Here is a 26,988-nt window from a genome sequence, read left to right on the forward strand (position 1 = left end):
CTCGGTGAATGGCTACGTTTCCGGAACAGATGGCCGTCGCGGTTTCCGGCGCCGCCCTCCTCCTATGCGTGCTGTATATCGCGGCCTACCGGCCCGTCATCTTTCTTGCTTTCTTCTTCATCTTGTTCACGCTGGTGTGGCGCACGGCCTCGACCGCGTTCATCGACCTCGCCGGGCCGGTCCTCTCCTCGCAAACCGATCGCTACATTGGACCGGGATTGGCGACACCGTTGCATGTTCTGGCCTACTTTGTCACCCTGATGCCGTTCTTCGTGTTGTTGCGCCCCGCAGCTGTGCAGTACTGGCTTGCCGGCGCCGACCGGACGCGTGCGGCGCCGGGAATGCTGACTCTCTCCGACGTCACCATCGTCCTTTCGCTTCTGTTCCTCGGCCTTCTGTTCGTCGACCTCTTGCGCAGCGGGTCGATCCCGCTGTTCGCCGAGATCGAGCGGTTCGTTTACACCGCCGAGATTGCGGGCGGCGCCCATCGCTGGCTGATCCTGTACGGGAATCTTCTCGCCTTCTGGTGGGGGGTCATGTTTGCGGCGGAGAGCCTGCGCAATCGCCGGATCGACATCCGCTATATTGGAATGCTCGTGGTGCTGATGGCTTACATGTTCCTGACCGGAAACCGGTTCTCGGCTTTCTACAGTTTCGGCAGCTTCTTCGTGATCCCTCTCGCCGCCGTCGTCGCCGCAGAAATTGGCAACAGGCATTCGTCAGTTCCGTTCTTCTGGATCGGACGGACGCTTCGACGCCGTGACCTGATCGCATTCGGCGCGATTTTGACGCTTGTAACGGTCGTTTCGGCCGTGGCAATCTACAACAATCTCTCCAACGTCCGACAATTCGAAGGGGCCGAGATCCTCTCGCAGTTCTGGGAACGCTTGCTGGTCCAGCCGAGCGAACTCGGCTGGATTTCATATCAGCGGATCTTCGGCGGCCAGTGGCAGCCGGATCGCGTCTACGACTTCCTGTTTCAGGCGCCGCTCGATGCGAGCAGGAACACTACCCCGCAGTTTCTGATGCTCGCGACCATCGGGGAGCCGCGGACCTACGAGCATATCTCGGGCGGCTTTCAGTTCGCCGGCGGGTTTCCTGAAATCTTCTTCGAACTTTTCGGGCCGATTCTAGCATGGCCATTCATTTTCGGGGCGGGCTATCTCGCCGCCGGATTGACTGCGGTAGTGGTCAAGGGCGTTATCCAGGGCCGCTACGCGAGCGCGTTCCTGTCGCTGTATGTCTTGTTCGGATTCTACGTGATGTATATCGGCGGAATGCTCAACTTCATCATGACTCCAGTCTACTGGATCAAGATCGCAGCGCTTGCCGCCGCGTTGTTGATGGAGGCAAGGCTCGCACGGGCTGGACTGCCGCTGGCTCCGTGGGCTCTGTTTCGGATTCCGGGCAAGGCTAGTATCGTGTCGGGCAGGTTTCCTGGGGCTTGACTATGGCCGGGTAACGATCACCAGGCCCTCCCGCTCGTCATCGGTCTTGAAAGATGATCACGGCGTCCGAAACTGCTGCAGCTGCGCGGGAGTGTTCGATAGGGCGGCGGTCAACCCAATCCGCTCGGCAAATTCCTTTCTCGTCCGCAAACGCAAGTTACGACGGATGTGACCGATATCCGCATAAAGGAACTCGCCGTCCATATAGACGTCGCATGACTCCTTTGTGCACAATCGCTCAGCTGGGATTACGGCCGAGACGTTGGGCAACGTCTTCGCCAGTTCCTTGAACATGTTGTCGATTGCAGCCGATTTTTGCATCACGACAACCGCATCTGACGAACGAACCGCGGCAACGCAGGGGGCTCTGAGGAGTTTTGAACTCCCGGTGTGGGCACACTCGACGACAGTTTGCGGAATTTCGGGAACGGTTCCGATCAGGAAAAATTCGCGTCCCGGAGCCGACGACTCGTTGATAATCCTGATCAACTCTCGACGAATTGACTCAAGCCCGCCGTTGACATCTCCCGCACCTATCCGCGCGGGCAAATCGAGCCAGTTGGACGTCAAAATCACCTGGTCAATGGCGGGATCGTTCTTCAGGACATTCAGCCCAATCGGCTGCATTTCCCTGCACCGTTCCATTTGTTGCGGGCCACCCATGAAGGTTATCGAAAGCTTGCCGCCGAGCACGGCTGAACACCCTGCAAAAGTGAGAAATGAACGCTCGGGGTCGGTATTGATTGCATCAACGACCGGCGCGAAGTGGAGTGCGTGGCTATCGCCCCAAATCATCGTCTTCCGCTTTGCGCTCTCCCAAGGAACTCCGAAGACACAATATGCACCCGGAACCCCTGTAATCGACGATTCCTTGCAGGGCCACTCCCACATAACGTCCCGACTGCGCATTGCCTGCGCTTCGGCAGGCAGACGCTCCGGAAACCCGTCGGCGCGCTTGACATATATTGCCGCGCCAAAAATCACCGCGACGCAGGCGATTCCGAACAAAACCGTGCGCATCGCGGGCCAACGCCGCTTTCGAAAAGGTTGCTCGACATAGCGATACGACAGCGTGGCTATGATGATCGAAGCGACTGTCACAACGATTGCTCCCACGACGCCGGGGTTGCCGTTGTTGATGTAGGATCGGTAAAATACCCAAATGGGCCAATGCCACAGATAGAGGCTGTAGGAAATCAGGCCGATCGGCGCGAGCAGACCGAGGCGGCGACCTGCATTGGTACTTTCCGTTGCCGGCCAAATCACCAACGCAGCGCCGAGGCAGGGATATAGGGCGGACGCTCCTGGAAAGTAAATCGGCGAGATCGCCACGAAACCGAAACCGATCAGTGCCAGTCCAACCACGGTAGCGGTCTCGCTAGCCAGACGGGAGAGAGGTGGCAAGAAGACGAGTAGCGCGCCGAGGCCGAGTTCCCATGAGCGGGGAAGCGGCAAATAGAACGCGCCTTTTGGATCGAACTGAAAATAGACAATGCTGCCGATGTAACAGGCCGCCACGCCTGCGGCGAGTATCACAGCAACAGAAGCCCGCGCACGGCCAGCAACCAGCGCGAACAGCAGCAATGGCCAGACCAGGTAGAATTGTTCCTCGACGGCGAGTGACCAAGTGTGTAGCAGCGGCATAAGTTCGGCGACTTGGTCGAAGTATCCCGTGTTGTACAGAAAGAAGAAGTTGGACGCGCCGAATGCAGCACTGGCGCTGCTGCCTGCGAGCGCGATGTAGTCGCCGGGAAACAGAAGCAATGCACCAGCTACCAGGCTTGCCGCCAACATGACCAGTAGCGCAGGCAGAATGCGCCTCATTCGCCGATCGTAGAAACCAAGAACAGAGAATGAGCCCGCGGTTATTTCTGCCACCAGAATCTGGGTGATCAAGAATCCGCTGATGACAAAAAAAACGTCGACGCCAGTGAAACCGCCGCGAAGTGGGGCGCCATAGTGAAAGGCGAGGACGGAAAGGACGGCTACGGCCCGCAGGCCATCAATCTCGGGGCGGTAACCGAGTTTGGCTGGAACATCCATCAATTCTACTTATTCGCACCCGTCGAACGACGAAGCACGCTAGCATCCGAACCTACATGGGGCAAGGGTAGCGCCGTTGGCGGAATGCGCCCGCGATCAACGCGCGAATGCCGCGCTCTTCTTCGGTGGTCTTTTAGCCGAAACGCCAGCCTTGTACAGGCCGCGAGGTGATTGGTATAGACGTTATCAACGGCTTGTACGTTTGAAGGGGACCTGGTGAATCCATCGCCGCGCCGAACTTATTTGCTTGGAGTGGGAGCGCTCCTCGTTTTCCTGATCCTGAATGTCTGGGTTGCCATCGATCATTATCAGATGCAGTACATGGCCACGAGTCAGACCGTGGACGCATTGGCTGGAGCCAAGCAGATTGCGCAGCAGCGCTCAGCCTTGCTCGGTGCACGCCCCGACAACGGGCCGATCGATCTTCAGATGATGCGAAGGGCTGGCATACGCGTCCCGGGCTCATTCACTCAAGGTGACAGTTTTGCGTCGCCCTGGGGCCAAAGCCAGATCGTCCGACAATCCAATGTGCTGGTGTGGGACTTCTATGAGATTACGACGGCAGGATGCACGCATTTGCTCGGAAGCAGTGGTTCGATCGCTGGCGTCTTTAGCGTCGCCGCATCCGCCCGCGCCAGTGACGAAAGAAAGCCTCCCCTGACGCTCGATGCCGCCGCGCAGGAGTGCAGACGCACGCCCCTGATGGCAAGACTGTTCCTGAAGTAACTGAAGTTGCTGTACGCCACCAATGCCCATTTGGTGGTTGGCCGCTGGCTAGTTTCCCCGGGGCGGTCGAATGGTCCAGGACAACGGAGTGCGGTATGGACAGCGTTTCCGTAGACCAGCGTGCAATGGGTATCACAAGTAAGACTGGTCGAGCGCGAGTGCACCAGGGTTGCCCTGTTTTGGTTGCAGTGGTAAGAAACCACCTCGCAAGAGACCCGTGCTAGGAATGTCGTTTAGCTCCCGAGACCGAGGCTCGGAAATTCCGGGCGCCGCGGGGCAGATTTGACGCTGGTCGTGCCGATTTCGCCAGTCGCCCGGATTAAGATGAAAGATATCCAGCTCGCAAATATTGTCCGGGGACAGAACGCTGCGCTGGCCGCTATTCTTGATTCATCATTCATCGGCCGCCCGTCGCCTGTCCAAACGCCAAGCCGAGGTCGGTTCGTTCCTTTGATTTGGAGAAGCTGAAATGCAATCGCTTCGCAAGATCGCGTCGAGGGCACGCACGCAGACGCGTGTTGCGCTGTTTGGCAACAATCACTCGCTCAGGGTCAACATGAGGTATGCGGCCTATGAGGGCGCGGCGCGGCGCAGCTGGAAACCCCGTTCAAAGGCGACCGCCGAACAGCTCGCTGCCGCCAGCCGCTTCAAGACCGATGGCTTCGCTGCACTCCCTCCCCCGACGCGGATGACGGCAGAGAAGTTACAAGCCATCAAGGAGCTCGTCGATCGTCGATTTGAGCAACAGAACAACGGCTATGTCGTCAACTACGGCATGTCTCGGCTGATCGACGGGCTTGAGCTCGTTCCCGAGATCATCGACTTCATCGACGACGATCTGGAAGCCGTCATCGAGAATTACTACGGCAGCCATTTCAAGATTTTCGCGGTGTCGTTCTATCGCACGATGCCGACACCGGACAAGCCGGACTCGAGCTTCCTGTGGCATCTCGACAACTGCCCGAAGCAGGAGATCAAGCTGATGGTCTACCTGGACGACGTGGTGGCCGATACCGGCGCGCTGAGCGTCAAGGACAAACCGTTCAGCGTCGGCCTTCGCAAGGAAGGCTTCTTCGATCGGCGGCGCATCAACCAGTTCGTCGATCGCCTTGACGACCGCGCCACCACACGGGTTCTCGAAGGCCCCGCTGGAACCCGGCTGCTGTTTGAGAACGGCGGCTGCATCCACAAGGCGACGTCACCGAAGCGCGCTCACCGCGATGTTGCGACCTTCGTGCTGATTCCGTCAGAAATCCCCTGGCGGCCGCATTTCGCCAGAAGCCGAAACCTGCTGAGCACCAATGCAGGAATCTGCATCGATCCGTTCCGCGATCAGCCGGAGCATGTCGGCTATCAATACTAGTGCTTACGCCATGCTGAGACAGGCGGTCATCCTGGTCGGCGGCCTCGGCACCCGGCTTGGCGAACGGACCAGGGCGACGCCAAAGCCGATGCTTGATGTCGGCGACCGGCCGTTTCTCGATACGTTGATTGACGAACTCGCACGTTACGACGCGTTCGAGGAAATCCTGCTGCTGGCGGGTCACAGGGCCGAGAGCATTCAGGCGCGCTACGACGGGACGGTCCGGGGCCGCGCCCGACTGACCGTTGCGCTGGAATCAACGCCACTAGGCACGGCCGGCGCGCTGGTGCACGCCGCCGAACGGCTGCAGCAACGCTTTCTGCTGCTCAACGGCGATTCCTTCTTCGACTTCAACATCCTTGATCTGGCCGTGCGCGCGAATGGCCGTCTCGTCCACATGGCGCTGCGCGCCGACGTGACCGGCGACAGGTTTGGGCGCGTGGAACTGGACGGCGACCGGGTTCGATCATTCAGCGCGCCGGGCCAGGGCGCCACCGGCCCGGTCAATGCCGGTGTCTACGTGCTCGACCGCTCGGTCGTCGGCCGCGTCGGCGCCCTCCCCGCCTCGCTGGAGCAGGACATATTTCCCGCGCTTGCCAAAGCCGGCGCCATGAGCGGCACTTCCTATCGCGGATATTTCATCGACATCGGCATACCCGAAGATCTCGCGCGCGCGGATGTCGAGTTGAATGAACGATTGCGGCGGCCAGCGGTGTTCTTCGATCGCGACGGTGTCCTCAACCATGATTCAGGCTACACCTTCGAGGCCGACAAGCTGCAATGGATCGACGGCGCCCGCGAGGCCGTCAAGGCAGTCAACGATGCTGGCTGCTTCGCGTTCGTCGTCACCAACCAGTCCGGCGTCGCCAGGGGGCTTTACGAGGAAAGCCATGTGCAGGCGCTGCACCGCTGGATGGCGGACGAGATGGCCGCCATCGGGGCTCACATCGATGCCTTCGAGTATTGCCCGGATCATCCGGACGGCACCATCGAGCGATATCGCCGCGCCAGCGACCGGCGCAAGCCCGGGCCGGGCATGATCACCGATCTCCTCGGCCGCTTCCGCGTCAACGCGGATGAAAGCATGTTGATCGGCGACAAAGCCAGTGATCTCCAGGCGGCGGCCGCCGCCGGCCTGAAGGGGCACCTTTTTTCAGGCGGCAACCTCGAATCCTTTGTGAAACAGCTTCTGCCGCGCCGGCCCGCTTCCAAGCCATGACCACCCCGCAACCTTGCGCCGGGCGGATTGAAGCCCATTCGACTGCTCCGAATGTACCGGCATTGCCGCGTTAACCGCATCGTCCGGTTGCACCGGACGGGTATTGTGCTATAGCGCCATCATATTGCGAAGACTGCAATAATCGCCGTTTGGGGTCCAGGCATGGATGAACTGAAGGACGCCCGCGTACTCGTCACCGGCAGCGACGGATTCATCGGCTCGCACGTCGTCGAGGAACTGGTCCGGGCTGGCGCCAACGTCAAGGCGGTGGTCCTCTACAATTCCTTCAACTCCTGGGGCTGGCTCGATACGGTCCCGGCCGACGTCATGAAGTCCGTGGAAGTGGTCGCCGGCGACATCAGGGATCCGCACTTCATGATATCGGCCGCCGCCGGATGCACCGACGTCATGCACCTGGCCGCGCTGATTGCGATTCCGTTTTCCTATGCGGCGCCCGACTCCTATGTCGAGACCAACGTCCGCGGCACGGTCAACGTCCTGCAGGCTGCCCGCCATGCGGGCGTACGCCGCTTCGTCCAGACTTCAACCAGCGAAGTCTATGGCAGTGCGCAGTTCGTGCCGATCAAGGAAAACCACCCGCTGGTCGGGCAGTCGCCCTACGCGGCCTCAAAGATCGCTTCCGACCAGATGGCGCTGTCGTTTCATGCCTCGTTTGACATGCCTGTTGTCGTCGTCAGGCCCTTCAACACCTACGGACCGCGCCAATCGGCCCGCGCCGTGATCCCGACCATCATCAGCCAGATTGCGTCAGGCAAGCGCAAGATTCGCCTCGGCGCCGTCAGCCCGACCCGCGATTTCTCCTTCGTGACGGATACCGCGCGCGGCCTCATTACAGGCCTCACCGCGCCCGCGGAACAGACCGTCGGGCAAACCATCAACCTCGGCAGCGGCTTTGAGATATCGGTGGGCGCGACAGCGGACATGATCGCCGAGGTGATGCAAGCCGAAGTCGAGATCGAAACCGACGAGGCGAGGTTTCGGCCCGCCAACAGCGAGGTGGAGCGGCTTTGGGCCGACAACTCGAAGGCCCGCCAGCAACTTGGCTGGTCACCCGAGTTCGGCGGCCTCGACGGCCTGCGCCGCGGCCTCGAAAAGACGACGCAATGGTTCGTGGACCCGGTCAACCTCGCGCGCTACAAGGCTGATGTCTACAATGTATGAGGGCGGCGTGGGCATTCCGGCTACGAAGTCCGATCGCTTTGACGTGCGAATGATCGTTGCCGCGGTCCAGCGCGCGGCGGGAACGCCTGACGGCATGCTGGCGCTCCATGAGCCGGTGTTTGCCGGCAACGAAATCACCTATCTCGAGCAATGCATCAAGAGCACCTTCGTATCCTCGGTCGGAAAGTTCGTCGACCGCTTCGAGAGCATGCTCGAGCAAGTCACCGGCGCCAGGCGCGCCATCGCGGTCGTCAACGGCACCGCGGCGCTACACGCCTGCTTCAGGCTCGCCGGAGTCCAACCCGGCGATGAGGTGATCTCACCGGCGCTGACCTTCATCGCGACCACAAACGCGATCGCCTATTGCGGCGCCAGCCCGCATTTCGTCGACAGTTCGCTCAGGACTCTCGGAATGGATGCGCAGGCGTTGGGTGAACGCCTCGACGCCATCGCGCAACGGAGCGCGACTGGCGCCACCAACCGCGAGACCGGCCGCCGCATCGCGGCGATCGCCCCGATGCACACATTCGGCCATCCCGTGGATATGGACGCGATTACAGCCATCGCAGCGCACTGGAACATTCCGGTCGTCGAGGATGCCGCCGAGTCGCTCGGCTCCACCTACAGAGGGCACGCGGTCGGCTCGCAGGCCCGTCTTGCGGCGCTAAGCTTCAATGGCAACAAGATCGTCACGACAGGCGGCGGCGGCGCCATCCTCACCAACGACGAGGAACTGGGCCAACGGGCCAAGCACATCACCACCACCGCCAAGCTGCCGCACAAATGGGCCTTCGTGCATGACGAAATCGGCTTCAACTACCGCCTGCCCAATCTGAACGCGGCGCTCGGATGCGCACAACTCGAACAGCTCGACGGTTTCCTCACCAGCAAGCGCCGTCTGGCCGTGGCCTACGACCGCGCCTTCGCCGGCGTCCCCGGCGTCGCCTTCGTGCGCGAGCCGGAGGGAACGACCAGCAATTACTGGCTGAACACCATCCTGCTCGACGAGGCCCATGCCGACCGGCGCGACGCCGCGCTCACCGCGCTCAACGACAGCGGTTTTGGCGCCCGTCCGGCCTGGACGCTGATGCACCGCCTTCCGATGTTCACCGCCTGCCCGCGCGGCGACCTCCGTGTTGCCGAATCGATCGAACGCCGGTTGATCAATCTGCCCAGCAGCGCCAGCATCCAGGCCCACGATGACTGAAAAAACCAGGAAGATCTGTTTCATCACCGGCAGCCGCGCCGATTTCGGCCTGCTGGTCTGGCCGATGCGCGCAGTGCAGCAAACCGCGGGGCTGAACCTGCAACTGATCGCCACCGGCATGCACCTGTCGCCCGAATTCGGCTACACCATCAACAACATCCGGGAGGAAGGCTTCACGGTCGACGAAGCCATCGAAACGCTGCTCAGCAGCGATTCCGGCGCAGGCGTCGCCAAGTCCGTCGCTCTCGGCGTCATCGGGTTTGCCGACGCGTTCTCCCGGCTGATGCCCGACCTCGTCGTGGTGCTAGGCGACCGCTACGAGACCTTCGCGGCGGCGCAGGCCGCAATGTACATGCGGCTGCCAATGGCGCACCTGTTCGGCGGCGACGTCACCGAGGGCGCGATTGACGATTCAATCCGCCACGCCATCAGCAAGATGGCGCATCTGCATTTCACGAGCCATGCGGATTCGACACGGCGGCTGATCCAGCTTGGCGAAGCCCCGTCGCGCATCTTCACGGTCGGGTCGCCCGGCATCGACTCAATCAAGCGCCTCAAGCTGATGGATCGCGACACCGTCGGGCGCGAGGTCGGAATGCCGCTCGGCGAGCGCAACGCCCTGGTAACTTTTCATCCGGTAACGGTCCAAGCCGACCGCTCGGTCGGCGCGCTCGACGAATTGCTCGCCGCACTGTCGGCGCTTGGCCCGGAATTTCGTCTGTTCTTCACGCTCGCCAACGCCGACGCGGAAGGCCGTGCCATCAACCAGCGCATCAAGGCGTTCGTGTCAGACCGGCCAAACGCCATCGCCGTCGCGTCAATGGGACAGCTTCGCTACATCAGCCTGATGAACCAGGTCGACGTCATCGTTGGAAATTCCTCGAGCGCAATCTACGAGGCGCCGTCGCTCGACGCGCCCAGCGTCGATATCGGCGACCGGCAGAAAGGCAGAGAGCGCGCCGCTTCGGTGTTCCATGCCGCGCCGGAACGTCACGCGATTACTGCGGCGATTTCGGCTGCGTTGCGCCGCGGCCGGCAGCCTACGGTCAGCCCGTACGGGGACGGCGAGGCGAGCGCGCGTATCGCCGACACCATCGCCCGCGTCCCGGATTTCCGTGCGCTCTTGCAAAAGGGATTCCATGACGTCCACAGCGAGGGGGCGGTCAGATGACGGGAAAACGCACCCTCATTATCGCTGAGGCCGGCGTCAACCATTCCGGCAGCCTGGAGACCGCGCTGGCCCTGGTCGATGCCGCCGCGGATGCCGGCGCCGATATCGTGAAGTTCCAGACTTTCAACGCCAGTTCGCTGGCCGGACGCACCGCCAAGAAGGCCGATTATCAGCGGCGTACTACCGACGCTGCCGAAACCCAGCACGCCATGCTGCAGCGGCTGGAGTTGCCGCAATCGGCGCATCATGCGCTGATAGGGCGTGCGAAAGCGCGCGGCATAGAATTCCTTTCGACGCCGTTCGACCCGAAATCGCTTGAGTTCCTGCTGTCGCTGAAGCTGCCGCGAATCAAGATCGGCTCGGGCGACCTGACCAACGCTCCGTTGTTGCATTCGCTGGCGAGCGCCGGCGCGACTCTCATCCTCTCGACCGGCATGGCGACACTCGGTGAAGTCGAGGAAGCGCTGGGCGTGCTGGCCCACGGCTATGGCGGCGGCGCCGATGCGCCCTGCATTGCCGCGTTTCGCGCCGCATGGCGCGATCCGCCCGCGCGCCAGCGCCTTGCAAAGAAGGTCAGCCTGCTTCACTGCACGACCGAATACCCCTGCCCACCACAGGATGTGAACCTTGCGGCGATGCAGGCGATGCGCGCGGCGTTCCAGCTTCCGGTAGGTTATTCCGACCATACCGACGGCTTCGAGGTTTCGCTGGCCGCGGTTGCGCTCGGCGCGACCATTATCGAGAAGCATCTCACCCTCGATCGCAACGCCGAAGGGCCAGACCATGCGGCCTCGCTCGAGCCCGGCGACTTCACCCGCATGGTTTCGGCCATCCGCAACATCGAGGGCGCGATCGGAGACGGCATCAAGGCGCCCCGGACTTCCGAGATCAAGAACATTCCGATCGCTCGCAAGAGTATCGTGGCGGCACGACCGCTGGAAGCCGGACAGGTCCTTGGTCCAGATGACATCACGAGCAAGCGCCCCGGATCCGGTCGGCCGCCGATCGAATACTGGTCATTGATTGGGACCACGGTCGCGCGGTCTTGCGACGCCGACGATCAGCTTTGATGCGCGGCGGTGGGGTTGACCTAGGCGGGAGCCCGCTCAATTTCCATGTTTCGGGAAATGATTGCGACGCCCCCCGTCGCGATCAGCGATTCTTCACCTGTTGAACATGATCCCTCGGGTACCGAGACCGACGAAGCGGCTCTCGCCGATGGCGCGTTCATCATCGCCCAAGACATCACGACGGCACCTGCCCCGAGCCTTGCGATGGGCCGCGCGGACGGACCTGCGACGCCCATCCCGTTACGTTCGACGGGCGCCCAGGCCAAAGACCCGGGGGGCAAGAAAAGCCAATCATTGCGGCCAAACCCTTGTTGACGAAGCCGCCGGGGCGCTGGACCATTGGGGTTGACGCCGTCCTTCGCAGCCGCGATATACCGGCCTCAATCGTCGAGTGCCGTCAATATCTGGCTGGTACGAGGTAATAGGCCATGAAGTCCTGGCGCAAAGCCGTCGTTGGAGCGCAGGCGACCGTGGGCGAGGCGATTGCTGCGATCGAGCGCGGCAGCATGCAGGTTGCCATGGTCCTGGATGCTTCCGGCAGGCTCGTCGGCATCGTGACCGATGGCGACATTCGCCGTGGCTTGCTGCGTGGAATTCAGCTCACTGGGCTGGCCGTTGACGTCATGAACCGCTCCGCGGTGTCGGCGCCAGCGACGCTCTCGCGCGAAGAGCGGCTGCACCTGATGCGACAAAGATCCATCAAGCAGCTTCCGCTGCTCGATGCCGACGGCCAGCTCATCGGGGTGGAAACGTTCGACGAGCTGATCCAGGCTCCGCAATATCCGAACCCGGTCCTTATCATGGCCGGCGGGCTTGGCGAACGCCTCGGCGCGCTGACGCGCGAACGTCCCAAGCCCATGCTCAACGTCGGCGGTCGGCCGTTGCTGGAAACCATCATTCGCAACGTCGTGCAGCAGGGCTTCAGGAACATCTTCATTTCGGTGAACTACCGGGCCGAGATGATCGTGGACCATTTCGGCGACGGCGCCGCGCTGAACGCGAAGATCGAATATCTCAGGGAGGAGGAACGTCTCGGAACCGCCGGCGCGCTGGGCCTGTTGCCGCAGTCCACCGGCCTGCCGACGATCGTTACCAACGGCGATATCCTGACCACCATCAATTACGGCGGATTGCTCGACTTCCACAACGGCACCTCGGCCGAGGCGACCATGGCGGTACGCGAGCACAAGGTGCATGTGCCCTATGGCGTCGTCACCGCCAATGACGGCTATCTCCAGGCCATCAGGGAAAAGCCGACCGAGTCATGGTATGTTAGCGCTGGAATTTACGTGGTCGGACCGACCGTGACCGAGCACGTCGAGCGCGGCGTTCGCATTGATATGCCGACGGTGCTGGAGCGCATCGTCGCCAACAAGGGTCGCGTGGCGATCTATCCAATCCGGGAATACTGGCTCGATATCGGCCGCATGGAGGATTTCGAGCAGGCGCATGCCGAGTTTCACGAGGTCTTTCCGTGAGCCGGACCAAAGCCGTCGTGATCGGCCTTGGCTCGATCGGGCAACGACATGCAAGGGTGCTGCGCGAGCTTGGCCATGACGTCGTGACGGTCAGCCGCCGCGGCAACGGTGACCATGATTCGGTCGCTGCAGCGCTCGCCGGTGTCCGTCCGGGGTACGCGGTTGTGGCCACCGAAACCTCGCACCACGCTGAATCGCTTCGCCATCTCGCTGAGGCAGGGTTCCGCGGCTCGGTTCTGGTCGAAAAGCCGGTTTTTGCAACGTCCACCCCTGCGCCCGACTATCCCTTTGCCAAGCTGGTCGTTGGCTACAATCTACGCTTCCACCCGGTCATGACCGCTTTTGCCGATCGTCTCGGCGGCAGGCCGGCGGTGACGGTATCGGCCTATGTCGGCCAGGACCTTCGCGACTGGCGGCCGGGGCGCGACCACCGCGCCACCGCGTCGGCGACGCTGAAGGCCGGGGGCGGCGTGCTCCGCGACCTCAGCCATGAACTGGATTATCTGCTATGGCTGTTCGGCCGCTGGCGGCGCGTCGCGGCGCTCGGCGGCGCGTCCGGCGCGCGACAGGTGGAAGTGGACGACCACTTCAATCTCTTGCTCGAAATGGAGCGGTCGCAGGCCGTTCAGGTGCACATGGACTATCTGGATCAGCCCGGTATCCGCAAGATACGGGTAAACTTGGTAGACGAGACGATCGAAGCCGACATTCCCGGCGGACGCCTCACTGTCAATGGCAAGGCACATGACTTCCCGAATCAGGCGGACGAAAGTTACAGAGCCATGCATCTCGCCGCCATCAGCGGCCGTGGCCCGATCTGCACCTTCGGTGAAGGGTTGGCGGTGATGGACCTGATCGATGCCAGCGAGCGCGCGTTGCGATCGCGGATGTGGATATCGGCGTGAAGCTGTTCTGCACGATATGCGCGCGCGGCGGCTCCAAGGGGATTGTCGGCAAGAACGCGCGCGAGTTACTGGGGAGGCCACTGCTCGCCTGGACCATCGACCAGGCACGGCAAACCGGCCTGTTCGAGACAATCGCCTTTAGCAGCGATTCCGATGAGTTGCTGCAAGCCGCGCTAGCTGCAGGCGCGAACCTCGCCGTCAAGCGTCCCGACGCGATGGCGACCGACAGTGCTCCCAAGATCCCCGCGATACGCCATTGCCTCGAACAGGCGATCGCCCGCACCGGGACAAGCCCGGATATCTTCGTCGACCTCGACGTCACCTCGCCGCTACGGTTGCCCTCCGACATCGCCGGCGCGGTGGCGCTTCTGGAACGATCCGGCGCGTGCAATGTCATCACCGGCGCGTCGGCACGCCGCTCGCCCTATTTCAACCTGGTGGAGGCGCGCGCCGATGGCACCTTCGGCCTGTCGAAGCCGGTCGATCCACCGATCACCCGCCGGCAGGATGTGCCACGCTGCTTCGATATGAACGCCTCGATCTATGCATGGCGGGTTACGCCCTTCCTCGAGAATCCCTCGGTGTTCTATCCCGACACGCAACTGTTCGAGATGCCGCAAGAGCGGTCCGTCGACATCGATTCCGATCTCGACTTCACACTGGTAGAACTGCTGCTTCGCAAGAGGCTGGCATTGCCGGAGGCCAGGCCATGACGGCGTTCAGGGATTTGTTCAACCTCAAGGGGCGCACCGCCGTCGTGACCGGAGGCTGCGGAATCCTGGGACGCCGCTTCGCCGAGGGCCTGGCTGAATTTGGCGCCAACGTGGCGATTCTCGACCTCGACGCGCAAGCCGTGCAACGCGCCGCGTCCGATCTGTCCGCCCGCCATGCCGTAAGCATCAAGGGTTATGTCTGCGACATCACGCAACCCGGAACGATCCGCCACGTGGCCGACAGTGTCGAGTCCGACCTCGGCCCGGTGTCGATCCTGCTCAACAACGCCGCCAGCAAGACCCGCGACGTCGACGCATTCTTCGCCCCGGTCGCCGCCTTCTCGTCAGAAACCTGGCGGGAAATCATGTCGGTCAATCTGGACGGCATGTTCAACGTGGCGCAGGTTTTCGGAACCCTGATGGCCGCGCGCAGCTACGGCAGTATCGTTCAGACCGCCTCGATTTACGGCTTGATGGCGCCGGACCAGCGCATCTATGAGGGCTCTGAGTACCTCGGCCGCGCCATCAACACGCCCGCGGCCTACACGGCATCAAAGGCCGGCGTGATCGGCTTGACCAAGCACCTCGCCGCCTATTGGGGACCGCAGGGCGTTCGCGTCAACACGCTCACGCCGGGCGGCGTGGAGAGCGGGCAGAACGACACGTTCAAGCAGCGCTACGGCGCCCGCGTTCCGCTCGGCCGGATGGCACGCGCCGACGAAATGGTGGGGGCGGTGCTGTTCCTGGTGTCGGATGCGGCGTCCTACGTGACCGGGCAGAATATCGCGGTCGACGGCGGATTGAGCGCGTGGTGACGCGGCGCCGATGATCAAACGCCTGATCCACAACACGATTATCTCGACCATCGCGTTTGGCGCCGCCGCCATCCTCAGTCTGATCGTGCTCCCGGTGATTATCCACACCTGGGGGGTCACGGAGTTCGGCCTCATCGTCATCACGCGGCTGCTACTGCCATCCGGCATGATTGCCGTTCTGGACCTTGGCCTTTCGGAGGTCGCCACCCAGGCGGTGGCGCGCGCCAGGGAACATCGCGACTGGGGCCTGCTCGGGCGTCAGCTTTCGTTTCTGACGGCCTTGTCGATCCTGCTGGCGCTAACCCTGAGCGCGGCGGTCTGGTGGAGTGCTCCGTATCTGGCGGTCTTGATGAAGGTCGATCCCGCGCACGCCGGGAAGTTCATCGACATCCTGCATTTTACGGCGCTTGCAAATCTGGTGCTGGTCCCAGCACTGGTGTGGGAGGGAACCGTCAAGGGGTTCGAGCGATATAACCTGCTCCGTTTTTCGGAGTTTACCTCCACTCTCGCCTACGTTGCCTTGACCATCTGGGCTTCCCGGTCGTCGGCCCCATTCGAAATTGTCGCCTATATCTATCTCGCTACGCTTGTGCTGCGAGCGCTCGCCATGCTGGTGGCCACCATCGCTGCGCTGGCGAAAAAGAGCACGCGCCCCGCCGCGTGGACCCCGGCGATACGCCGCGAGCTGCTGCACCGGTGCCTGCTGCTGCTTCAAGGCCGGTTGATCGGCGGGATCATCGGACCGATACAGCCCTTCATCATCGGCCTGCTGTTTGGCCCGATGGCTGTCGGCACCTACGACGCGCTGGTGCGGCTGTCGCGGGTCGCCAAGATTGTCGTCGGCCTTCTCACATCGGCCCTGCTCCCTGTCGCCAGCCGTCTGGACGAACGCGGCAGCTCGGTTACCTTTCAACGCCTCGGCGAGCTCGGCTTGATCATGCTGCCGATGATGACGTTGCCGCCGCTTGCCGCGGCCGCGATCCTCTCGCCCGAAATCATGCAGATCTGGATCGGTCCGCTGCTGGCGCCCTATGCGCTGTGGATGGGATTGAGCTTCCTGGTCCCCATCTGCGCGCAATATCTGGCGATCGGTAACGTGATCTTCCTGACGCGCACCGAAACTCAGACGCGGCTGAACTGGCTGCTGGGCCTGCAATTGCTGATCTGGGGCGTGATATCATCGGCGACCCTCGGCATGTTCGCTGAACGGGCGCTGATTCTCGGTCAGGTCGTCGGCAGCCTCACGGTGTTGCCCTGGCAAATCAAAATACTGCGTCGCGCCCTGAATCTCGATCGCCGCGGCTTCGCCAAGGCCGTCGGGATCCAGCTCGGCGTCCTCGCAATCGGAAGCATTTTGCTTTGGCTATCAGCGAGTTATATTCGGGTTGACAGCCTGATAGAATTGGCATTGGTAGCGACGACATTCTGCCTTGCCAGTTGGGTCGCGCAATATTTCCTCGTCCTGGACGAAAGGCACCGCGCCGTTTTTCCAGCGCTCGGCCACCTGATGGGGATGACGCCCCGAAAGAAGCAGTTCACCGAAAGCTGACTGGACCTACGGAATGAAGACGACGGGCGCGAACGATATCCTGGGAACGATTTCTCCGGCGTCGCTAACCGACCGCGCAATCACCTACGCCATCGATATCGCCAAGAGCATCTACCGCCTTACGCGCCGGGTGCAACGGACGGCCGATGTCGTGAACTCCGAATACAACCGACAGCATTGGCAGAAAATGCTCGCCAGCAAGGCCTGGCTTGGCGCCGCCAGCCTCGCCGACTTCCTCGCACCGCCCGATCCGACCGAGCGCTTGCGCAAGGTGGACGGCCGAATTCTGCGGATCGACGGCCAACGGTACTATCGCTACCGTATCGAAGCGTTGAGCGAGCTTCTGCTACGTCACGCCGGCAACACCCAGCAGATCGTGGAACTCGGTTGCGGCTCTGGGCATAACCTGTTCTCGCTTCATCTCGCCCGTCCCGAAATGGTCTTGAAGGGTTTCGACATCGCGCCGAACGGCATCGCCGCCGGACGCGAAATCGCGGGCCATTTCGGCTTGTCGGACAAGATCTCGCTCGACCGCATCGATCTGACCGACGTCGGAGATCCCAACCTTTCCGCGATCGCAGGAGAGGTGGTATTCACCTATTTCTGCATCGAGCAGATTCCCTACGACGTGCGCAAAGTCGTCGAGAACATCATCGCGGCGAAGCCGAAGCGCGTCATCAACATTGAGCCTACGACCGAACTTCTCGACCTTACCCATCCCCGGGACCTCGTCAGTCTCGTCTATATCCGATCGGTCGATTACCAGACGCAGCTCTTCTCATTGCTCGACCGGCTTGAGCGGGAGGGACGAATTCGCATCCTCGCGCGCGAGCGTATGCCGTTTGCTCCGTCGATCAACAATGACGGATTTCTGTACTGCTGGGAGCCAACATGACCATGGTCAGCACCGCCTCCGCCACCCCGGTCGCCAAGAAACACAAGATCAGCCAGTTCCGCCGCCTGCTCTGGCACGTGAACCGGACTGATCTTGGCTGGATCACCAAGGCGACGCTGAGCAGCCTGCAGCTGCGCGCCCGCGCCCGGCGGATTGAAATGCTGAACTCGCTTCCTGCGGCGCCGGAATGGAGCGCCGCCAGCCGCCAGCTCGGCGAACAGGGATACGTCGACGTATCCGCGATCGTCGACCGCGGCCTTGCGGAAGCCGTAGCCCACGTCGCGCAAGGCAAGGTCAGCCGCCTCAACGAACTCGCTGGAAAGCAGGAGCTCGGCCACAAATCATTCTGGGTAAGCCTGCTCGACGAGGACCTCGTCAACGGCGCGTTCGCCACCGACCATCCGTTCGTGCGCTACGCGCTGCAGACGAGCGTTCTGCGGATCATGGGCGATTTCATGCACGAGCTGCCCCAGCTGTCGGACGTTCTCCTGACGCTGTCGCGGCCGACGGAAAATCAACCATTGAGCTATTCCCAGCTCTGGCATCTCGACCATGACGACAAGCGGGTTTGCAAGCTCTTCATATACCTTACCGACGTTCGCGATACCGCCGACGGCCCGCTGACATTCATCCCGGCGCCGTCGTCAAAGCCGTTCCGCAATACGCTCAAGAGCCATATGAGCGACGATCAGGTTTTCTCCAGGGTGGATCGTTCCGCGGTCAAGGAAATCGTGGCACCACGGCTGTCGTCGTTCATCGTCAATACCGCGCGGTGCCTGCACATGGGCAGCCGTATCCTTTCCGACCGGCCCCGCCTCCTCTACACGGCCACCTACATTCAACCGCCGCGGATGTATCCGGAGCCGGCCGCCCGCTTCCGGGCCGTCGGCCCGTTGAGCGAGATCGAGCGCGCGGTCATGCGGCTCTGATCCGCATTCCCTGGGAGCGGAAGATCGTGCGCATCGGATGGGTGGTCGACCACCCCAAGCGGGATTTGGCAGGCAGCGTTCTGGCTGCCTATCAGCTCGCCTTGCGCGGGGCGTCCGTTTTCATCATCCCGATGTACGAGCAAGGCGTCGATGTGGCGCGCCTCGGGCTTGACACCCTCGTCGTCAACTATGCTCGCGCCGCAAATCTCGACATAATGCGAAGCTTTTCCAAGGCGGGATTGGCACTCTACGTTCTCGATACCGAGGGCGGCGTGCTCGCGGCAAGCGGTGGAAACTCGCCACCGGCGATGGCCGCCTATATCAGCGGCAGCGGTTACGCCGACGCGCTTTCGGGATATTTTTTCTGGGGTGAGCGGCTGTACACAGCTTTCAACGAGAGCCGGGCGATGAAGCCAGACCGGCTCTATGTTACCGGATGCCCTCGCTTCGACTTCGCGGCGCCGCGATGGAGGGGGCTGCTCGACGGCGATCGACGCGGCTACCTCCTGGTCAACGCCAATTTCCCGCTGGTGAATTCCCGTTTTTCCAGCAAGCCGGGCGCCGAACGTGAAGCCATGATCCGGGCTGGCTGGGACGGAGCCTATGTCGACCGCTTCCTCGCCGACATCAAGCAGGTGTTCGCACAGTACCTCGTCGAGATCGGTCGTCTGGCGACAGCAAGGCCGGATCGCGATATCCTGGTTCGTCCGCATCCGTTCGAGAGCGAGGACGTCTATCGCGCCGCGCTGCAACGGCATCCAAACGTCGTCGTTGATGGGACCGGCAGCGTCCTCGACATGATTCAGAATGCGGCGGCCGTCGTTCATCTGAACTGCGGAACCGCCATCGAGGCGGTGCTGCTCGGAAAGCTTCCGATCCAGCTTGAATACCTCAATACGCCGGCGACCGCCGGACATGCGCTGCTCCCGGCAAGGGTCAGCCGAGCCATCGGGTCGTTCGAGCAGTTGCTGTCGGTGATCGACGATCTTGACGAAGAGACCAGGAAGTTCGACTTCGCGGGCGTTCACGCCGCCCACATCCACCCTTACTTCCATCGCAACGACGGGCTGGCTGCGGAACGTGTGGCCGAAGTCCTTGTCGGCTCTGGCGTCCGCGGCCGGACATTTACTTCACTTGCGAGCGTGCTCCGCGGCACGCGGACCGATCCGAGCCTTGGGCAGATCGCCAAGGGTGCGGCCAGCCTTGCGTTCGGATCGGCGGCGACGGAAGCGTTTCGTACCTGGTTCAATCCCGCCCGGCGCGACAAGCGCATTGAACCTAAAGAGATCGGGCGACTGCTTGAGCGGATCGCCACTCACGACCAACAAGATCCGTCGCGCTTTGGCGTCGAGCGTGCACGATGCATGAAGACCGGGCTACCGCTCGCCAGCATCGCAATTCAGCAACGCCCCGAGCGCGCATGAGAATCTCGTCTGAAACAATCCTGATCACGACGCTCGCGGAGTATCAGACCCGGTTCTGGATTCCGGTGGCGCAGCGGCTGAAGAACGCCGGGCGAGAGGTTCAATTGCTCGCGTTTGACGACCGCAGCGCGGAGATGGCGTCAGCGGCCAATGTCGCCACCATCAACATGTATCGCGCCGGATTGCAGGGAGCCGAGCCGATTGCCGGCGCCGACGCCTTCAACGCCAGGATCGCAGATTACGGCCTGGAGGGAACCAACCTCCCGTTCAGTCACGAGCGCGTCACTTTCGGGATTCGCGACAGTGCCGCGCTGCGCAGGCGATTCATGATCTACAGTAACGCCATGGAGACGGTCCTCGACCGATTGGCCGAGCACGGGCAACAAGCCGTCGTGGTTCAGGAACTGGGGGGCTTTCTTTCGGTGATCGCCTGCTTCCACGCGGCGAGAAAGCGCGGCGCCCGCAACTGGTTTATCGAACCGTCGTTCTTTCGCGGCAGGCTCTATTTTACCCCAGACAGCTTTTCCGCGCCCGACACCATGAAGGAAGCCGCCGACTCGGTTTCGGGCGACGTGAAGGCATATCTCGACGAAACCTTGCGCCAGCGCGCGATCGTCATTCCGCAAAAGGACCGGCACCAGTATTCCTCCGCGTTCAAGAAGATCGCCAATACGCGCAACGCCCGTCGCCTGGTCGAAAAGCTGTGGGACCAGTTCGCGCTCGGTAAGCACCAGGAATTCGGACACAATTTGCGTCACGCCCGGATGCATGCGGCGATGGCCTATAGCGCCACGCGGCTTCGAAAACTCTACCGTCCGATGCCGAAAGGGCCGTTCATCTACTACCCGCTTCACGTTCCGGCCGACATGGCGTTAACGTTGCGCTCGCCCGAATATCTCGATCAGGTCGCGACCATCGATTTCCTGCTGCGCACCATCCCGGATTCGCATGCCCTCGTCGTCAAGGAGCATCCAGCCCAGATCGGCGCCGTTCCGGCCAGCCGCCTGTTCGAACTTGGGCGGCGTTTCGACAATTTCATCCTGCTGCCGCCGCAAACCAACAATTACGCAGTGCTTGGCCGCGCCGAGGCGGTGGTTTCGGTCAACAGCAAGTCGGGCGCCGAAGCCGTACTGCTTGGCAAGCCGGTCGTGGTGATGGGAGACGCGTTTTATCGATCATGCCCCTTGGTTTTCGCAGTCGAACGCCTCAAGGATGTTCCGCAGCGGCTGCGTGAAGCGCTGCGGGCGCCGCCGTTCGATCCCGTCGATGCCGCCCCTTATTTTGAGACGGCCTGGCGGCGATCGTGGCCGGGCGAGCTTTACATCGGCGATCCGCAACAGCTCGACACCTTTTCGGCTTCACTTCTTGCCGCGGTGGCCCAATCGCCGCGAGCGGAGTGAAAAGGAACCCGCGATGCCGCTCGTTTCGATTATCACGCCCTCCTGGAACGTGGCTTCGCTGATCGGCGAGACCATTGGATCGGTCCAGGCACAAACGATGACCGACTGGGAGTTGGTGATCGCCGACGATTGCTCGACGGACCAAACCGCCGCAGTCGTCGAAGGCCGCGCCACAAGCGATCGACGCATCAGGCTGATCCGTCAGCCGCGCAACGGGGGTCCGGCGCTGGCCCGCCAGGCAGCGATCGAGCAGGCGCAAGGACGATTTGTCGCTTTTCTGGATAGCGACGATCTGTGGCTGCCCGCCAAGCTCGAACGGCAGATCGCCTTCGCGCAAGCGAACCGTGCGGCGCTTAGCTATACGGCCTTCCGCCGCATCGACGAAACCGGATCCGTCACCGGCCGACTGATCGAAGTACCTGCCTCGTTGAGCTACGAACAACTGCTCAAGAACACCTCGATCGCCACCTTGACCGCGATGGTCGATCGCGACGTCGCCGGCCCGATCGCCATGAAGAACGAACCTTATGATGATTTCTGTCTCTGGCTCAGCGTTCTCAAGCCTGGCCACGTCGCCCGTGGCCTGAATGAAGACCTCGCGCGCTACCGCGTCCGCGGCAGTTCGGTATCCAGCCGTCCGCTGCGCTCGGCCGGCTGGGTCTGGCACATCTACCGAAACGTCGAGCAGCTCTCGCCGATCAAGTCCGCCTGGTGCTTCTCACATTGGGCCGTACGCGCCTGGCTCAAGCGACGAGAATTCTGACGATGGCCCGGCCGGTGCGTGGTGGCGCGACTGCTCATAAGGACCCATGGACATCGGTATACGGTCGCGCATATGGTGTCCAGGTACCTCTCACCTGGTCGACGGCTATTGGCGAACGAAGCCGTTGCCGATACCACTCGCCGTCCCGTGAAGGGGTCGTTGAGCGGGCCGACCGCTGCGAGTTGAACCGTTGGGAATAGCGATGGCGTTTGACCGAAACTACAAGGACAGTCGAATACTTGTCACCGGCGGCGCGGGCTTCATCGGATCGCATTTGTGTGAACGGTTGCTGGCTGAAGGCGCCGAAGTGGTTTGCGCGGACAACTACTTCACCGGCAGCCGCAAGAACATCGCCCACCTGTTGTCAAATCCGATGTTCGAGGCGATCCGTCACGATGTGACGTTTCCTTTGTACATCGAGGTCGACGCCATTTTCAACCTGGCCTGCCCGGCCTCGCCGATCCACTACCAGCGCGATCCGGTCCAGACCACCAAGACCAGCGTGCACGGTGCGATCAACATGCTTGGTCTTGCCAAGCGTCTCCGGGCCCCGATCTTTCAGGCCTCGACCAGCGAAGTGTATGGCGATCCGCTGATCCACCCTCAAACCGAGGATTATTGGGGCAATGTCAATCCGATCGGAATTCGATCGTGCTACGATGAAGGCAAGCGCTGCGCCGAAACTCTGTTTTTTGACTATTGGCGGCAACACGCGTTGCCGATCAAGGTTGCGCGCATTTTCAATACCTACGGTCCGCGGATGCAGCCCAACGACGGCAGGGTCGTTTCATCCTTCATCGTCCAAGCGCTGAAGGGCGAGCCCATCACCGTGTTCGGCGACGGCGGACAAAGCCGATCGTTCTGCTATGTCGATGACCTCGTCGAGGCCATTTCCCGGCTGATGCTGACTGACGAAGCCTGCACCGGACCGATCAACCTTGGCAACAACGCGGAATTCACGATTCTCGAATTGGCCGAGAAGGTCATCAGCTATACCAACTCCCGCTCACAACTCGTGTTCAAGCCGCTGCCGCAGGACGACCCGCGGCAGCGCCAGCCTGACCTTGCGAAATCGAAAGCGTTGCTGGACTGGGAACCGAAAGTTGCACTCGCCGACGGCCTCAAGGAGACGATTGCCTATTTCAAGCGCTCGCTCGAGCTGGCGTAAACCCGGCCGACATTGCAAGCGAAACGCGCGCACCTCACCGGCTTGCCGAAATCTCCGAGGGTCCGTCGCCGGTTTGATGCCGCTCGCAGCCCAACCGAGGACTGGGGCGATATCGCATCACTCCAGGATGCCTAACAATCCGTTGGAAATTCCAGGCCAGATTGTCTAAGCCACGTTGTGGCCCTCTTTCCTAGGATCCAGAAGTAATAAGGGTGTCTCAATGCCTTTCCCACGCGCCTCACAAGCCCTTTCTCGTTTCACCGTGCTTGACCTTACCCGCGTCCGCGCCGGACCGACCTGTGTGCGCCAGTTGGCGGACTGGGGCGCAAATGTCATCAAGATCGACGCGCTGATGGAAGACGCCGGCGGCGAGCAGCCCGGCGGCCCGCGGCAAGGCTCTGACTTCCAGAATTTGCACCGCAACAAGCGGGCCATGACGCTGAACCTGAAGGATCCGAAGGGCCTGGACGTGTTCAAGCGTCTGGCCGCGCAGACCGACGTCGTGGTGGAGAACTTCCGCCCCGACGTGAAGGCAAAACTCGGCATCGATTATGAGAGCCTGCGCCAGATCAACCCGCGCATCGTCTATGGCAGCATCTCCGGCTTCGGCCAGGACGGCCCCTACCACAAGCGGCCCGGCTTCGATCAGATCGCGCAGGGCATGGGCGGGCTGATGTCGATCACTGGCGCCCCTGGCCAGGGTCCGATGCGGGTCGGCATTCCCGTCGCCGACCTCACCTCCGGGCTGTTTTGCGCGCTTGGCATCCTGACCGCGCTGCTGGAGCGCGACGTTTCCGGCGAGGGCCAGTGGGTGCAGACCTCGCTGCTGCAGGCGCAGATCTTTATGCTGGATTTCCAGGCCGCACGCTGGCTGATGGAAAAGGACGTGGCCAGGCAGGCCGGCAACAATCATCCAACCAGCATCCCGACCGGCGTATTCAAGACTACTGACGGCTACATCAATATCGCCACCACCGGCGGACGGATCTGGGAACGTTTCGCGCAGGCGATCGGCGCCCCCGAACTCCTTACCAACCCCGACTACGCCACCGCTCCGGCGCGATCCAAGAACCGTGACGCGCTCAATGAGGCGATCGGCAAGCTCACCGAAAGGAGATCAACGGACACCTGGGTCAAGCAATTGAACGAGGCCGGCGTGCCCTGCGGCCCGATCTACGCGATCGACCAGATGTTCGACGACGCCCAGGTCAAGCATCTCGGCATTGCCCAACATGTGCCGAACGACGAGAACCGTCATATCCAGCTGGTGGGCCAGCCGGTGACGCTGTCGCGCACGCCCAGCAAGATGGCGGCGCGTCCGCCGGAGTTCGGCGAACAGACCGAGGAGGTACTGGCCGAGTTCGGCTTCGGCAAGGACGAGATCGCCGAGCTGCGTCAGCGCAAGGTGGTGTGAGCCGGCCGCCACGCGCCATCTATTTTCAGAAGAAGCGAGAACTTCCGGCCAACCTCGGGAGCATCCCGCCGATATATCCATATCAGTGACTGGCGCTGCGCTCTAGGAACGCGCTCGCAAGCGCGGCACGCTCGGGACGGAGCAGGCCGCGTTCGGTGATCAATCCCGTGACCAGCCGGGCTGGCGTAACGTCGAAGGCGTAATTGGCCGTCGGCGAGCCATCGGGGACGACCCGCACGGTCTCGACGCGCCCATCGGCGGTGCGTCCGGTCAAGGTCGCCACCTCGTCGCCACTGCGCTGCTCGATCGGAATCTGGGTGATGCCGTCATCGATGGTAAAGTCGATGGTGGGCGATGGCAGCGCAACATAGAACGGTATGCCGTTGTCATGGGCAGCGAGCGCCTTCAGGTAGGTGCCGATCTTGTTGCAGACATCACCATTGGCAGTCACCCGGTCGGTGCCGACGATCACGAGATCAACCATTCGGTGCTGCATCAGATGGCCGCCGGTGTTGTCAGGGATCACCGTGTGCGGGACGCCATGATGGCCGAGTTCCCATGCCGTGAGCGAGGCACCCTGATTGCGGGGTCGGGTCTCGTCGACCCAGACGTGGACGTTCAGGCCCCGGTCATGAGCAAGATAGATCGGTGCCGTCGCTGTCCCCCAATCGACGGTCGCCAGCCAGCCGGCGTTGCAATGGGTCAGGATGTTGATGGGCTCGCCAGGCTTTCTTGTCGCCGCGATCCGTTCGATCAGCGCCAGTCCGTGTCGGCCGATCTCCTGGTTGATCGCGACGTCCTGCTCGCAAATCTCAGCGGCGCGCCGGTAGGCCGCGGCGACTCGTTCGGACGGCGCCAGCGGGCGAAGCACGCGTACCATCTGCTCGAGCGCCCATTTCAGGTTAATCGCCGTCGGCCGCGCCGCCAGCAGCACGGCGTAGGCGCGATCGAGCGCCGCACCGGAAGCATCAGCGCGCATCGCGAGCGCCACGCCATAGGCAGCGGTCGCCCCGATCAGCGGGGCGCCCCGTACCAGCATGGAACGGATGGCTTCCGTTATATCCGCGGCGCTCGCCATACGCGCGACGATGAACTCGTGCGGTAAGCGCCGCTGGTCGATCGCGCCGACGGACCAGCCATCCGGTTCGAGCCAGATGCTGCGAAAATGCCGGCCATCGACCTTCACGACCGAAGCACCCTTCCGGCCACCGCATCGAGCTTTTCGAGCAGGCGGGCGTCACGGGCTTCCGGCGCCGTGATCAAGGCGGTGTCGAGCGCGCGGTCGGAGCCGATCGGGCACGGTTCATGCTCGCGCGGGAAATCCCTGGCAAGCCGCGCCACGAGCCCTTTGGCCTTGTCAGCATTAGCGTTCAGCACGCGAATGATGTCCTGAACGGTGACGGCGTCGTGATGGGGATGCCAGCAATCGAAATCGGTGACCATGGCGACGCTGGCGTAGCAGATTTCGGCCTCGCGCGCGAGCTTCGCCTCGGGCATGTTGGTCATGCCTATCACCGAATAGCCCTGCGCCTTGTGGCTCAGGCTCTCGGCGAGGCTGGAAAATTGGGGGCCTTCCATGCAGACATAAGTGCCGCCCCGCAACGCGGCGATGCCCTCGGCCTTCGCGGCCGCCGCCAAGTGCACCTGCAACCGCGGCGATACTGGATGCGCCATCGAGACATGGGCGACGCAACCCTTGCCGAAAAACGAGCTGTCGCGGCGGTAGGTGAGATCAACGAACTGATCGACCAGCACGAACGTGCCGGGCGGCAGATCCTCCCTGAACGAACCGCAGGCCGAGAGCGAAACCAGATCAGTGACCCCCGCCCGTTTCAAGACGTCGATGTTGGCGCGGTAGTTGATGTCGGAGGGCGAAAGCACATGTCCCTTACCGTGGCGCGGCAGGAACACCATCGGCAGGCCGGCAACGACGCCGCGCGTCAAGGGCGCCGAAGGCTCGCCCCAGGGGCTGTCGATACTCTCCTGCCGGGCGTTTTCCAAGCCCGGCAAATCGTAGATGCCGGACCCACCGATGATGCCAAGCACAGCCCGCGTCATGACGTCTCCCCGTAAGCTCATCACAGGCATGTTCGACTATACTGCGGC

Annotated in this window: 23 protein-coding genes; 20 read left to right on the plus strand and 3 right to left on the minus strand. The window is 62.3% G+C overall.

Features of this window, described 5'->3' with window-relative positions:
• Positions 1-8 precede the first annotated feature (8 nt).
• Positions 9-1,448, plus strand: a complete 1,440-nt coding sequence (locus Q0D31_RS08625) for a DUF6418 domain-containing protein (protein ID WP_291848453.1) — start codon at positions 9-11, stop codon at positions 1,446-1,448.
• A 57-nt stretch (positions 1,449-1,505) separates the two neighbouring features.
• Here Q0D31_RS08625 and Q0D31_RS08630 read toward each other — a convergent pair whose 3' ends face one another.
• Positions 1,506-3,491, minus strand: a complete 1,986-nt coding sequence (locus Q0D31_RS08630; protein WP_291848456.1) for an acyltransferase family protein — start codon at positions 3,489-3,491, stop codon at positions 1,506-1,508.
• 216 nt (positions 3,492-3,707) lie between these two features.
• On the opposite strand from Q0D31_RS08630, the gene Q0D31_RS08635 reads away from it, so the two are divergent.
• The 19 genes from Q0D31_RS08635 (at position 3,708) to Q0D31_RS08725 (ending at position 24,882) form a co-directional block, all read left to right on the plus strand.
• The gene (locus Q0D31_RS08635; RefSeq protein WP_291848459.1) at positions 3,708-4,217 is read left to right on the plus strand and encodes a hypothetical protein; all 510 of its coding nucleotides are present in this window, start codon (positions 3,708-3,710) and stop codon (positions 4,215-4,217) included.
• A gap of 469 nt (positions 4,218-4,686) precedes the next feature.
• The gene (locus tag Q0D31_RS08640; protein ID WP_291848462.1) at positions 4,687-5,580 is read left to right on the plus strand and encodes a hypothetical protein; all 894 of its coding nucleotides are present in this window, start codon (positions 4,687-4,689) and stop codon (positions 5,578-5,580) included.
• Between the two features lie 10 nt (positions 5,581-5,590).
• Positions 5,591-6,799, plus strand: a complete 1,209-nt coding sequence (locus tag Q0D31_RS08645; protein WP_291848465.1) for an HAD-IIIA family hydrolase — start codon at positions 5,591-5,593, stop codon at positions 6,797-6,799.
• Between the two features lie 162 nt (positions 6,800-6,961).
• Entirely contained in the window at positions 6,962-7,981 is a 1,020-nt protein-coding gene (locus Q0D31_RS08650) for an NAD-dependent 4,6-dehydratase LegB (RefSeq protein WP_291848468.1), read from the plus strand.
• Positions 7,965-9,188: a LegC family aminotransferase gene (locus Q0D31_RS08655; protein WP_291848471.1), complete on the plus strand. Its 1,224-nt coding sequence runs from the start codon at positions 7,965-7,967 to the stop codon at positions 9,186-9,188. Before Q0D31_RS08650 ends, Q0D31_RS08655 begins: the two co-directional genes overlap by 17 nt.
• Positions 9,181-10,359 (plus strand): UDP-N-acetylglucosamine 2-epimerase, encoded by a 1,179-nt coding sequence (gene neuC, locus Q0D31_RS08660; RefSeq protein ID WP_291848474.1) that lies wholly within the window; start codon positions 9,181-9,183, stop codon positions 10,357-10,359. Before Q0D31_RS08655 ends, neuC begins: the two co-directional genes overlap by 8 nt.
• A complete protein-coding gene (gene neuB, locus Q0D31_RS08665) occupies positions 10,356-11,429 on the plus strand; it encodes an N-acetylneuraminate synthase (RefSeq protein ID WP_291848478.1) in 1,074 nt (357 codons plus the stop codon). Before neuC ends, neuB begins: the two co-directional genes overlap by 4 nt.
• A gap of 428 nt (positions 11,430-11,857) precedes the next feature.
• Entirely contained in the window at positions 11,858-12,907 is a 1,050-nt protein-coding gene (locus tag Q0D31_RS08670; protein ID WP_291848481.1) for a nucleotidyltransferase family protein, read from the plus strand.
• A 17-nt stretch (positions 12,908-12,924) separates the two neighbouring features.
• Positions 12,925-13,812: a Gfo/Idh/MocA family oxidoreductase gene (locus tag Q0D31_RS08675; RefSeq protein WP_291849173.1), complete on the plus strand. Its 888-nt coding sequence runs from the start codon at positions 12,925-12,927 to the stop codon at positions 13,810-13,812.
• Positions 13,809-14,525, plus strand: coding sequence for an acylneuraminate cytidylyltransferase family protein (locus Q0D31_RS08680; protein WP_291848484.1), 717 nt, complete (start codon positions 13,809-13,811; stop codon positions 14,523-14,525). Before Q0D31_RS08675 ends, Q0D31_RS08680 begins: the two co-directional genes overlap by 4 nt.
• Positions 14,522-15,340, plus strand: a complete 819-nt coding sequence (locus tag Q0D31_RS08685; protein WP_291848487.1) for an SDR family oxidoreductase — start codon at positions 14,522-14,524, stop codon at positions 15,338-15,340. Before Q0D31_RS08680 ends, Q0D31_RS08685 begins: the two co-directional genes overlap by 4 nt.
• A gap of 10 nt (positions 15,341-15,350) precedes the next feature.
• On the plus strand, positions 15,351-16,889 hold the full coding sequence (locus Q0D31_RS08690; RefSeq protein WP_291848490.1) for a hypothetical protein: 1,539 nt from the start codon (positions 15,351-15,353) through the stop codon (positions 16,887-16,889).
• Between the two features lie 13 nt (positions 16,890-16,902).
• Positions 16,903-17,784 carry a class I SAM-dependent methyltransferase gene (locus Q0D31_RS08695; protein WP_291848493.1) on the plus strand — a complete coding sequence of 294 codons (882 nt, stop codon included), beginning with the start codon at positions 16,903-16,905 and terminating at the stop codon, positions 17,782-17,784.
• On the plus strand, positions 17,781-18,713 hold the full coding sequence (locus Q0D31_RS08700; protein WP_291848496.1) for a hypothetical protein: 933 nt from the start codon (positions 17,781-17,783) through the stop codon (positions 18,711-18,713). The genes Q0D31_RS08695 and Q0D31_RS08700 overlap by 4 nt, the downstream gene beginning before the upstream one ends.
• Before the next feature lie 26 nt (positions 18,714-18,739).
• Entirely contained in the window at positions 18,740-20,137 is a 1,398-nt protein-coding gene (locus Q0D31_RS08705) for a surface carbohydrate biosynthesis protein (RefSeq protein ID WP_291848499.1), read from the plus strand.
• Positions 20,134-21,537 carry a capsule biosynthesis protein gene (locus Q0D31_RS08710; RefSeq protein WP_291848502.1) on the plus strand — a complete coding sequence of 468 codons (1,404 nt, stop codon included), beginning with the start codon at positions 20,134-20,136 and terminating at the stop codon, positions 21,535-21,537. The genes Q0D31_RS08705 and Q0D31_RS08710 overlap by 4 nt, the downstream gene beginning before the upstream one ends.
• 13 nt (positions 21,538-21,550) lie before the next feature.
• On the plus strand, positions 21,551-22,300 hold the full coding sequence (locus Q0D31_RS08715; protein ID WP_291848505.1) for a glycosyltransferase family 2 protein: 750 nt from the start codon (positions 21,551-21,553) through the stop codon (positions 22,298-22,300).
• 202 nt (positions 22,301-22,502) lie between these two features.
• Entirely contained in the window at positions 22,503-23,468 is a 966-nt protein-coding gene (locus Q0D31_RS08720) for a UDP-glucuronic acid decarboxylase family protein (protein ID WP_291848508.1), read from the plus strand.
• A gap of 220 nt (positions 23,469-23,688) precedes the next feature.
• Entirely contained in the window at positions 23,689-24,882 is a 1,194-nt protein-coding gene (locus tag Q0D31_RS08725) for a CoA transferase (RefSeq protein ID WP_291848511.1), read from the plus strand.
• 82 nt (positions 24,883-24,964) lie between these two features.
• Here the strand turns inward: Q0D31_RS08725 and mtnA are convergent, their stop codons facing one another.
• Both mtnA and Q0D31_RS08735 read right to left on the minus strand, forming a co-directional pair.
• The gene (gene mtnA, locus Q0D31_RS08730) at positions 24,965-26,068 is read right to left on the minus strand and encodes an S-methyl-5-thioribose-1-phosphate isomerase (RefSeq protein WP_291848514.1); all 1,104 of its coding nucleotides are present in this window, start codon (positions 26,066-26,068) and stop codon (positions 24,965-24,967) included.
• The gene (locus Q0D31_RS08735) at positions 26,065-26,940 is read right to left on the minus strand and encodes an S-methyl-5'-thioadenosine phosphorylase (RefSeq protein WP_291848517.1); all 876 of its coding nucleotides are present in this window, start codon (positions 26,938-26,940) and stop codon (positions 26,065-26,067) included. The genes mtnA and Q0D31_RS08735 overlap by 4 nt, the downstream gene beginning before the upstream one ends.
• Positions 26,941-26,988 lie beyond the last annotated feature (48 nt).

Origin of the sequence: Bradyrhizobium sp., assembly GCF_022844465.1 — a bacterium.
Taxonomy (GTDB): domain Bacteria; phylum Pseudomonadota; class Alphaproteobacteria; order Rhizobiales; family Xanthobacteraceae; genus Bradyrhizobium.

Coding starts and splice junctions, on each gene's coding strand:
- Q0D31_RS08625 (WP_291848453.1), top strand. CDS start 9: ATGGCTACGTTTCCGGAACAGATGGCCGTCGCGGTTTCCGGCGCCGCC.
- Q0D31_RS08630 (WP_291848456.1), bottom strand. CDS start 3,491: ATGGATGTTCCAGCCAAACTCGGTTACCGCCCCGAGATTGATGGCCTG.
- Q0D31_RS08640 (WP_291848462.1), top strand. CDS start 4,687: ATGCAATCGCTTCGCAAGATCGCGTCGAGGGCACGCACGCAGACGCGT.
- Q0D31_RS08645 (WP_291848465.1), top strand. CDS start 5,591: ATGCTGAGACAGGCGGTCATCCTGGTCGGCGGCCTCGGCACCCGGCTT.
- Q0D31_RS08650 (WP_291848468.1), top strand. CDS start 6,962: ATGGATGAACTGAAGGACGCCCGCGTACTCGTCACCGGCAGCGACGGA.
- Q0D31_RS08655 (WP_291848471.1), top strand. CDS start 7,965: ATGTCTACAATGTATGAGGGCGGCGTGGGCATTCCGGCTACGAAGTCC.
- neuC (WP_291848474.1), top strand. CDS start 9,181: ATGACTGAAAAAACCAGGAAGATCTGTTTCATCACCGGCAGCCGCGCC.
- neuB (WP_291848478.1), top strand. CDS start 10,356: ATGACGGGAAAACGCACCCTCATTATCGCTGAGGCCGGCGTCAACCAT.
- Q0D31_RS08670 (WP_291848481.1), top strand. CDS start 11,858: ATGAAGTCCTGGCGCAAAGCCGTCGTTGGAGCGCAGGCGACCGTGGGC.
- Q0D31_RS08685 (WP_291848487.1), top strand. CDS start 14,522: ATGACGGCGTTCAGGGATTTGTTCAACCTCAAGGGGCGCACCGCCGTC.
- Q0D31_RS08690 (WP_291848490.1), top strand. CDS start 15,351: ATGATCAAACGCCTGATCCACAACACGATTATCTCGACCATCGCGTTT.
- Q0D31_RS08695 (WP_291848493.1), top strand. CDS start 16,903: ATGAAGACGACGGGCGCGAACGATATCCTGGGAACGATTTCTCCGGCG.
- Q0D31_RS08700 (WP_291848496.1), top strand. CDS start 17,781: ATGACCATGGTCAGCACCGCCTCCGCCACCCCGGTCGCCAAGAAACAC.
- Q0D31_RS08710 (WP_291848502.1), top strand. CDS start 20,134: ATGAGAATCTCGTCTGAAACAATCCTGATCACGACGCTCGCGGAGTAT.
- Q0D31_RS08715 (WP_291848505.1), top strand. CDS start 21,551: ATGCCGCTCGTTTCGATTATCACGCCCTCCTGGAACGTGGCTTCGCTG.
- Q0D31_RS08720 (WP_291848508.1), top strand. CDS start 22,503: ATGGCGTTTGACCGAAACTACAAGGACAGTCGAATACTTGTCACCGGC.
- Q0D31_RS08725 (WP_291848511.1), top strand. CDS start 23,689: ATGCCTTTCCCACGCGCCTCACAAGCCCTTTCTCGTTTCACCGTGCTT.
- Q0D31_RS08735 (WP_291848517.1), bottom strand. CDS start 26,940: ATGACGCGGGCTGTGCTTGGCATCATCGGTGGGTCCGGCATCTACGAT.